A 6,853-nucleotide genomic window follows, 5' to 3' on the forward strand; every position below is an offset into this window, starting at 1 on the left:
AAAAATTTTGCAAAAGGATCCGGCATAGGACTCACATTGGTCAAGAAAATTGTAGACATGCACTTAGGGGAAATCAAAGTAACTTCTGATGTAATAAAAGGAAGCATTTTTGAAGTTTTTTTACCAAAAAGCTAAAAGTTCTAATAAAATTCTAATTTTTTTCTAAGATAGCTCTAACAAGGATTATGCTTTCAACTTCGGACTTTTGTAATGCCAAATGATTGGATAATTTGTTGCCGATGCTTTTGAATTATTGGCACCAATAACTGCTCCTTAAACATCAAATTTGGCAATAGAAAACAAAAACCAACTGAAGTTTGAAAGGTGTGCCATCATGAAAAAACTGCTGATTTTTACCTGTATGCTTTTAAATAGCGGGTTTGATGTCATAGGACAAGATACATTTAGCATACTACATCATAAAAACACCAATCGCTTAAACATTCTTGACACAATTTCCCTTCCTTTTGAAATTTCCAAAGAAAAGCAGCTTTCCAAAGAAGATATTCTCAATAAAAAAGAGGGGTTTTTCATTACTGGACTTCCCCGTTTTGAATTTGATCCCATCCGGGGTTTTGGAGTAGGGGGGAATGTGTTTTTATTCCAAAACAAAACAGAGGAAGATCCCTTCTTTTACTACACCCCTTATAGATACAGTGTAAATACCGAGTTCTTCGTGTTTGAAAACGGAAGGATCAAAGCGGCAGTCAATTTGGACGTACCTTATGTCTTCGGTTCCAAATGGAGATTGCGGGTGGATGCCGTATTATGGGAAGATCCCAATGCCCAGTATTGGGGAATAGGCCGAGAGTCCCTCAACAGGTTGCAGTTTACCGATAAATCTGAAGGTGCTGACGGTCCTATTCGGCAGTTTAACAGGGTCGCTGCCTATGAAAACAACCTCAGGATTGCCGTGCCAGGTAATGGAGGAAGGTTGCATACCGATACCCACTTCAATCAATTTATCCAGAAGGAAAAACTATTCAACTTTTTGGGAGAACGGGTAGAAATGGGCGGCAAATTGAGGATCATGTTTGGCTATGAAATGCTCTTTACGGCTTTCGAGGACTACACGGGCAGGATTGCAGAAGAAGCCTTTTTGGCAAATGGTACAGCGGTAGAAGCCATACAGCGACCTACACTTGCCAATATTCAGAAAAATGATGGGACTTGGGAAAGGTTTAATCTGGCAGGCTTTCAAGACAGATTCCAGTTTACAAGCATGCTTGCAGGTGCCTTAATTTATGACACCAGAGACTTGGAGCCCGATCCAAGTAAGGGAGTTTTCCTCCAATATTCTCATGAGTATTCCGCACCTTGGATAGGTTCTGAGTTTAATTTCAACAAGTTCATGGTTCAGGGGCAGTTTATCCACACCTTCCATCGTTGGAAAAATGACAGGAATCGATTGACTTTTGCAGGATTGGCTGCCTTTGGCCATATTTGGGGTCCTAAAATCAACTTCATTGAAATGTGGGATTTATCATCCCAGGCAGAGGCCGGAGGGATCCTGGTGTTGGGAGGGGGAAGATCCCTAAGGGGTTATAGAGAGGCACGTTTCTTAGCTCCTACGGTTGGCCTTGTCAATCTGGAGATGCGGGCAAGGTTGCATGATTTCAATGCCTTAAACCAGCATTTCGCTTTAGGCATTACGCCATTTTATGATTTTGGAACGGTGTGGGAAGGAATGAGTGATGTACAGCTCAACAACTTTAGGGGAGCCCCAGGAATTGGTGGGCGAATCGCCTGGAACCAATCCACCATCCTCCGCCTTGACTATGCACAAAGTAGAGAAGGCGGTCAGTTCTTCTTTGGTTTTGGCCATATTTTCTAAAAGCATTCCTACACAGGATTGATCTGTATAGTAAAAACAGCTATTTTGTGTTCATATAAATCAAAAAAGCTGTTTTCTTATTTTTAAGCAATCTGGGTGGCTTTTCATATTGGTCATATCACTCAGTTTCTCATGTGCTGGGAAAACTTAACATTAAATTTTTTAGAGGCAATCCCTTATTCACTAAATTTAATCCCATAATCGTATGCCTATATGTCCCATCATTTCGATTACATCGATGAGCAATTGCAATTTCTTGAAAAAGACATGGAACAAATCTTGGACTTGAAAAGCAATAGCTGGCAATTTTTAGAAACAGACCAAAGGGAATCTGCCCAAAACTTTATTAGATACCTTACCTTAAGAAGTAAGGATATCCGTAATCTTCAAGATATGCTTCATGAAGAAGGCCTTTCTTCTTTGGCCAGTTCGGAAAGCCACATTCTAAGACAAATCCAAAATATCCGACAAAGATTAGGGCATGTTTATCCCGTTAATAAACTGGATGTTTGTTCCCAATCCTCAGGCAGGGATAAGCTTTTTCGCAGAAGCAACCAATTATTTGGTAAAAAAACAGAAAAAGGGGCTCCCCATCTCATGGTTACTTTTGATATGGATTTTGCTTCGGACTTGGAGAAGGTAAAAAGGCTATTGCAAAAAGGAATGGGTATCGCCAGAATCAACTGTGCACATGATACGGCGGAGGTTTGGCAAAACATGATCAAACAAATAAAAAAAGCCTGTAAAGAAACCACTTTGGACTGCAAGATTTATATGGATCTGGCAGGTCCAAAGATCAGAACAAAATTGCTCGACAAGGGAAGAGAAAAAGGCAAAACAAAAATACAGGAAGGGAATTTAATCTGGATGGCTGAGGAGAAAAAGCATGTGGATAAAAAAGGGGTATGGATCAGCCCCGGTGAAAAAGGAATTATCAACAGCTTATTGAAAGGCGACCGGGTATATATAGACGATGGGATGATCCGCTGCGTGGTGGAAAATCTGGAAAGGAATAAAGTTGGGCTAAGGGTTCAACGGGTGTCAACAAAGAAAAACTTTATCAAAGACGGAAAGGGAATCAACTTTCCGGACAGTAGCCTGAATGTGCCCTCATTGACTGATTATGACAAAAGCTGCCTTCCTTTTATTTGTAAGCATGCTGATTTGATAGGGTATTCCTTTGTAAGATCAGCAAAAGATGTAGAAGAATTAAGAAAATACCTCTTTCAGATTAGCCCTACTTATCCACATCTCATTTTAAAAATTGAAACGCGGGAAGCCGTGGATAAACTGCCAGAGCTTTTGCTTGAAGCCTTAAAAGAACCTGCAGCAGGGGTAATGATTGCAAGAGGAGATTTGGCTGTAGAGATCGGTTTTGAAAGGTTAAGTGAAATTCAGGAAGAAATCCTGTGGATTTGTGAAGCAGCACACCTTCCCGTCATCTGGGCCACACAGGTTTTGGAAAGCCTGCATAAGTTTGGATTGGCCACCCGCTCCGAAATTACCGATGCCACCCATGCTGGTATGGCGGAATGCATCATGATCAACAAAGGACCATACACAGAAAAAGTTCTGGATTTCTTAAGGGACATTCTCAAGAGAAGATCTACGCACCGTATCAAAAAACGCTTTGTTTTTAGACCCTTGAAAATTGCAGAAAGGTTTATTAACAGTTAAATTGTAGGTATGAAATATGCCTTTTTCGTTTTTCTTTTCCTGGCTGTATTGACTTTTTCTTGGATGCGGATCCATCAGTATCAGTTTGAACAAGCCTCTGGATACAGTTTCAATATCATGGATTTTGAATTGCCAGGCTCTGTGGATAACTTCAATACGTTATTGAAAGCCTGGAGCATTGAGGATGAAAAAGCGTTTGTTCTCAAACAATTATGGATAGATTATTTTTTCATGTCCACTTTATTTCCCGCATTGTTTATCCTTTGTGTCTGGGCCAGAAAAATGGTGATTGAAAGGGAAAAATTATTGGATCATAAGGGGCGTTACCAAGGGATAAAAGTGATCTTGTCCACTTTGGCAGTCCTGCAACTATTGGCTTGGATTTTTGATATTGTTGAAAACGTCAGATTAACCAATTGGATCAATCAAGGCTACGCGGATAGCCTATTTCTCTTCGAGGAAATGGTCCGATTGAAATTCTTTTTTGCTATAGCCGGTGCGGTAACCGCTCTGTCCATCATTGCTTTTACCAGATTCCGCAAAAATTAATCTTTACCATAAGGAATAAGGCTAAGCAGTTGACGCGCAGCCTCAATCATTTCTTCTTCTCTTCTTTCTTTGTTGATTTCAATCCAGGGAGCATGTTCTGTATGGGTCTGAGATATCATTTTTTCCTTGTAATTTTTATATTCTGCCCACAATTCCTTGGAATGCTCATCGAAAGGTGTCATTTTCCACTTTGTCAATGGGCTTTTTTTTACTTCTTTAAGTCTCCTGGAATGCTCTTTTCTACTGATATTGAAATAAAATTTGATCAAGGTTATTCCTGAATCGGTCAGCATTTTCTCGAAAGCATTAACCTGCTCCATAAACATCTCATATTCTTTTTGAGTACAAAGTCCATGAACCGGCTCTATAACTGCCCTGTTATACCAACTCCTGTCCCAAAACACCATTTCACCTTCTTGGGGCAACTTTTCCACAAACTTTTTGAAATACCATTCTCCATTGGTTTTTTGGGAGCGATGGGGAAGATTGACCTCCACACGATAATGTCTTGGGTTATTATGGGATAGAATTTTCCGGATAATGCCAGATTTTTCTGAAGGATCTCCACCATGAAAAAGTAACATCACCTTCATATTATTGGCAATTATCCACAATTGCATTTTCACTAACTCGGCTTGGATTTCTCTGAGAGTTAATTCGTAACGGGTTGCCGTCAGGGCTTCCTTGAGATCAACCTTTTTATGGGCCAACAAATGCTTAAGACCTATTTTGGAATTCAGCATTTTTAAGTCTTCTTCGTTAAGTTCCATATTATAATTCCAAGCTTTTGGGTTGACGGAAATATTTATAAACGACATTGGGGTCAATTAACAATTCAGCTCCAGATACACCTTTATCCTCATAATCAAATTGAGACAACACATACCTGAGACTTTCCAGTCTTGCAGTATGTTTATCATTGGTATCAACAACTATCCATGGACAATAGGCTGTGTGAGAGCCTGAAAACATTTTTTCTTTGAAATGGGTATTTTCATCCCAGAGTTCTTGGGATTTCATATCTACTGGACTAAATTTCCATTCCTTCAATGGATTGTTTTTTCGGTCATCAAAACGCTTCTTTTGTTCATCCTTGGTAATATCGAACCAAAATTTGATGATTTTAATACCATCCTCAAGAAGCATATGTTCGAAGTGGTTAACCTGGGCCATGAATGTTTTGTATTGATCTTTGGTGCAGAAACCCATTACAGGTTCTACCACGGCCCTATTGTACCAGCTTCTATCAAAAAAATTGATTTCTCCTCTATTTGGCAATGCTTCAATATACCTTTGAAAATACCACTGCCCACGTTCTATGTCTGTAGGTTTGGTCAAAGCTACCACCCCTGAAGTATGGGGATTCAGATGCTCAACAAATCTTTTGATGGATCCCCCTTTTCCGGCCGCATCCCTTCCCTCAAATAGGATTGCTACCCTAAGGCTGTTTTTTTCAATATGCTGTTGTAAATAAGCGAGTTCAGTCTGTAAGAGCAACAACTCCTCCTCATATTGCGTACGCCTGAGAGTTTTTTTGAGCTTAATTCCTCTGTTTTTTGAAATTTTAACGAGCTCTTTTCTGGTAAGGGATTGATTAAGGTCTTCTTGTGTTAACATTCACCATTTCAAGTAGGGTACAACAAATTGATCCAATCAAGATACAAAAAATCAGCATCAAATTATACATGCCTTAAATGAAGCGAATATTAATCCTCTTTCAAAACCCTCACCTTCCCACTTTCCATATCGTAAATTGCACCTACTACCCGTAATTTTTTTTCTTCGATAAGCTTATTAACAATAGGAAGGCTATTTTTAATTGCATGCACGCCATGAAGCACATTAGCCTCAATGGCTTTTTCATAAAAATTGGGAATATCTCTTGGCAAAGCCTTCTCTTCTTCTTCCGCATCTATGAAATCAATGATTTTTTGGATGTACTCGGAGTAATGATGAGAGTGGTCATGGTCATGATCCACAAAGGCTCCTATTGCCCCACAATTGGTATGGCCCAAAATAATCACCAAGGGAACTTCGAGATGCCCAATTGCATATTCCAAACTACCGATTTCATAATCTCCAACAATGTTACCTGCATTTCGGATGACAAAGAGATCACCGAGACCTTGGTCAAAAACCAACTCAGGAGGAACACGGGAATCCGAACAGCTCACAATGGCGGCAACAGGATGCTGTCCCTTATTCAATTCTCTTAACCTATCCAAAGTCTGATCAGGATGAATAGGATGGTCCTCTGCGAAACGTAGGTTACCTTGCATCAACACATCCAATAAATTTTCCTTCGGGATCTCTTCCAAATGCTGGTCTACTGCCCTTGGTTTGCAAGAAAACAAACTCCATATCAATATCCCAGTCAATAAACCTAAGCGTAACATATTATTGGATTTTATAGATACCAAATTTCGGGTTTGAGACTAGAAAAAATTGTATCAATAGTCACCCAAATACAAGAATCTTGTATTTCGAAAAAAATTTGTTGATATACGCTTCAATTCTGAAACTTAATGTAGGTTTTTTGAGTAAAAAAGCTGTGCAATTAAGATTTATTAGCAACAAAGTTGCATTATTGACTGGAAATATCTTTTTTTGAATTGTGATAAATAAAATCCGACATAGCAAAGCCTTAGCTTTAACACCATTTTTAGTTTGGTGCATGGTGCTATGGAATGGTCTGAGCAACAGACATTATCACATCGATGCAAATGGGCAGGTAATCAGCCACGCCCACCCTGTCCAACAAGGTGAGGAAGATCATCAGCACAGTGAAGAGGA

Annotated in this window: 7 protein-coding genes; 4 read left to right on the forward strand and 3 right to left on the reverse strand. The window is 39.6% G+C overall.

Annotation, left to right across the window (positions count from 1 at the left end; translation table 11 throughout):
• The first annotated feature begins 24 nt into the window (after positions 1-24).
• The 4 genes from QZT73_RS15955 to QZT73_RS15970 all read left to right on the forward strand — a co-directional run bounded on the left by QZT73_RS15955 (position 25) and on the right by QZT73_RS15970 (position 4,060).
• On the forward strand, positions 25-135 hold the full coding sequence (locus QZT73_RS15955; RefSeq protein WP_291789221.1) for a hypothetical protein: 111 nt from the start codon (positions 25-27) through the stop codon (positions 133-135).
• Positions 136-334: 199 nt separating this feature from the next.
• Complete coding sequence (locus tag QZT73_RS15960; RefSeq protein ID WP_291789212.1) at positions 335-1,834, forward strand: DUF5982 domain-containing protein; 1,500 nt, start codon at positions 335-337, stop codon at positions 1,832-1,834.
• A gap of 213 nt (positions 1,835-2,047) precedes the next feature.
• A complete protein-coding gene (locus tag QZT73_RS15965; protein ID WP_291789215.1) occupies positions 2,048-3,511 on the forward strand; it encodes a pyruvate kinase in 1,464 nt (487 codons plus the stop codon).
• Positions 3,512-3,520: 9 nt separating this feature from the next.
• Positions 3,521-4,060 carry a hypothetical protein gene (locus tag QZT73_RS15970; protein ID WP_291789219.1) on the forward strand — a complete coding sequence of 180 codons (540 nt, stop codon included), beginning with the start codon at positions 3,521-3,523 and terminating at the stop codon, positions 4,058-4,060.
• On the opposite strand, the gene QZT73_RS15975 is transcribed toward QZT73_RS15970, so the two are convergent.
• The 3 genes from QZT73_RS15975 to QZT73_RS15985 form a co-directional block, all read right to left on the reverse strand.
• Positions 4,057-4,830 carry a polyphosphate kinase 2 gene (locus tag QZT73_RS15975; RefSeq protein WP_291777618.1) on the reverse strand — a complete coding sequence of 258 codons (774 nt, stop codon included), beginning with the start codon at positions 4,828-4,830 and terminating at the stop codon, positions 4,057-4,059. The two genes, QZT73_RS15970 and QZT73_RS15975, sit on opposite strands and share 4 nt — an antisense overlap.
• A gap of 1 nt (position 4,831) precedes the next feature.
• Positions 4,832-5,677 carry a polyphosphate kinase 2 gene (ppk2, locus tag QZT73_RS15980; RefSeq protein WP_291777620.1) on the reverse strand — a complete coding sequence of 282 codons (846 nt, stop codon included), beginning with the start codon at positions 5,675-5,677 and terminating at the stop codon, positions 4,832-4,834.
• An 89-nt stretch (positions 5,678-5,766) separates the two neighbouring features.
• Positions 5,767-6,456, reverse strand: coding sequence for a carbonic anhydrase (locus QZT73_RS15985; RefSeq protein ID WP_291777623.1), 690 nt, complete (start codon positions 6,454-6,456; stop codon positions 5,767-5,769).
• Between the last annotated feature and the right edge of the window lie 397 nt (positions 6,457-6,853).

The sequence above is a fragment of the Cecembia sp. genome (assembly GCF_007126775.1).
Classification (GTDB): Bacteria; Bacteroidota; Bacteroidia; order Cytophagales; family Cyclobacteriaceae; genus Cecembia.

What these genes read in the sequence shown, in the direction of transcription:
- QZT73_RS15985 (WP_291777623.1), bottom strand. Translation starts at nt 6,456, where the DNA reads ATGTTACGCTTAGGTTTATTGACTGGGATATTGATATGGAGTTTGTTT.
- QZT73_RS15965 (WP_291789215.1), top strand. Translation starts at nt 2,048, where the DNA reads ATGTCCCATCATTTCGATTACATCGATGAGCAATTGCAATTTCTTGAA.
- QZT73_RS15970 (WP_291789219.1), top strand. Translation starts at nt 3,521, where the DNA reads ATGAAATATGCCTTTTTCGTTTTTCTTTTCCTGGCTGTATTGACTTTT.
- ppk2 (WP_291777620.1), bottom strand. Translation starts at nt 5,677, where the DNA reads ATGTTAACACAAGAAGACCTTAATCAATCCCTTACCAGAAAAGAGCTC.
- QZT73_RS15975 (WP_291777618.1), bottom strand. Translation starts at nt 4,830, where the DNA reads ATGGAACTTAACGAAGAAGACTTAAAAATGCTGAATTCCAAAATAGGT.
- QZT73_RS15960 (WP_291789212.1), top strand. Translation starts at nt 335, where the DNA reads ATGAAAAAACTGCTGATTTTTACCTGTATGCTTTTAAATAGCGGGTTT.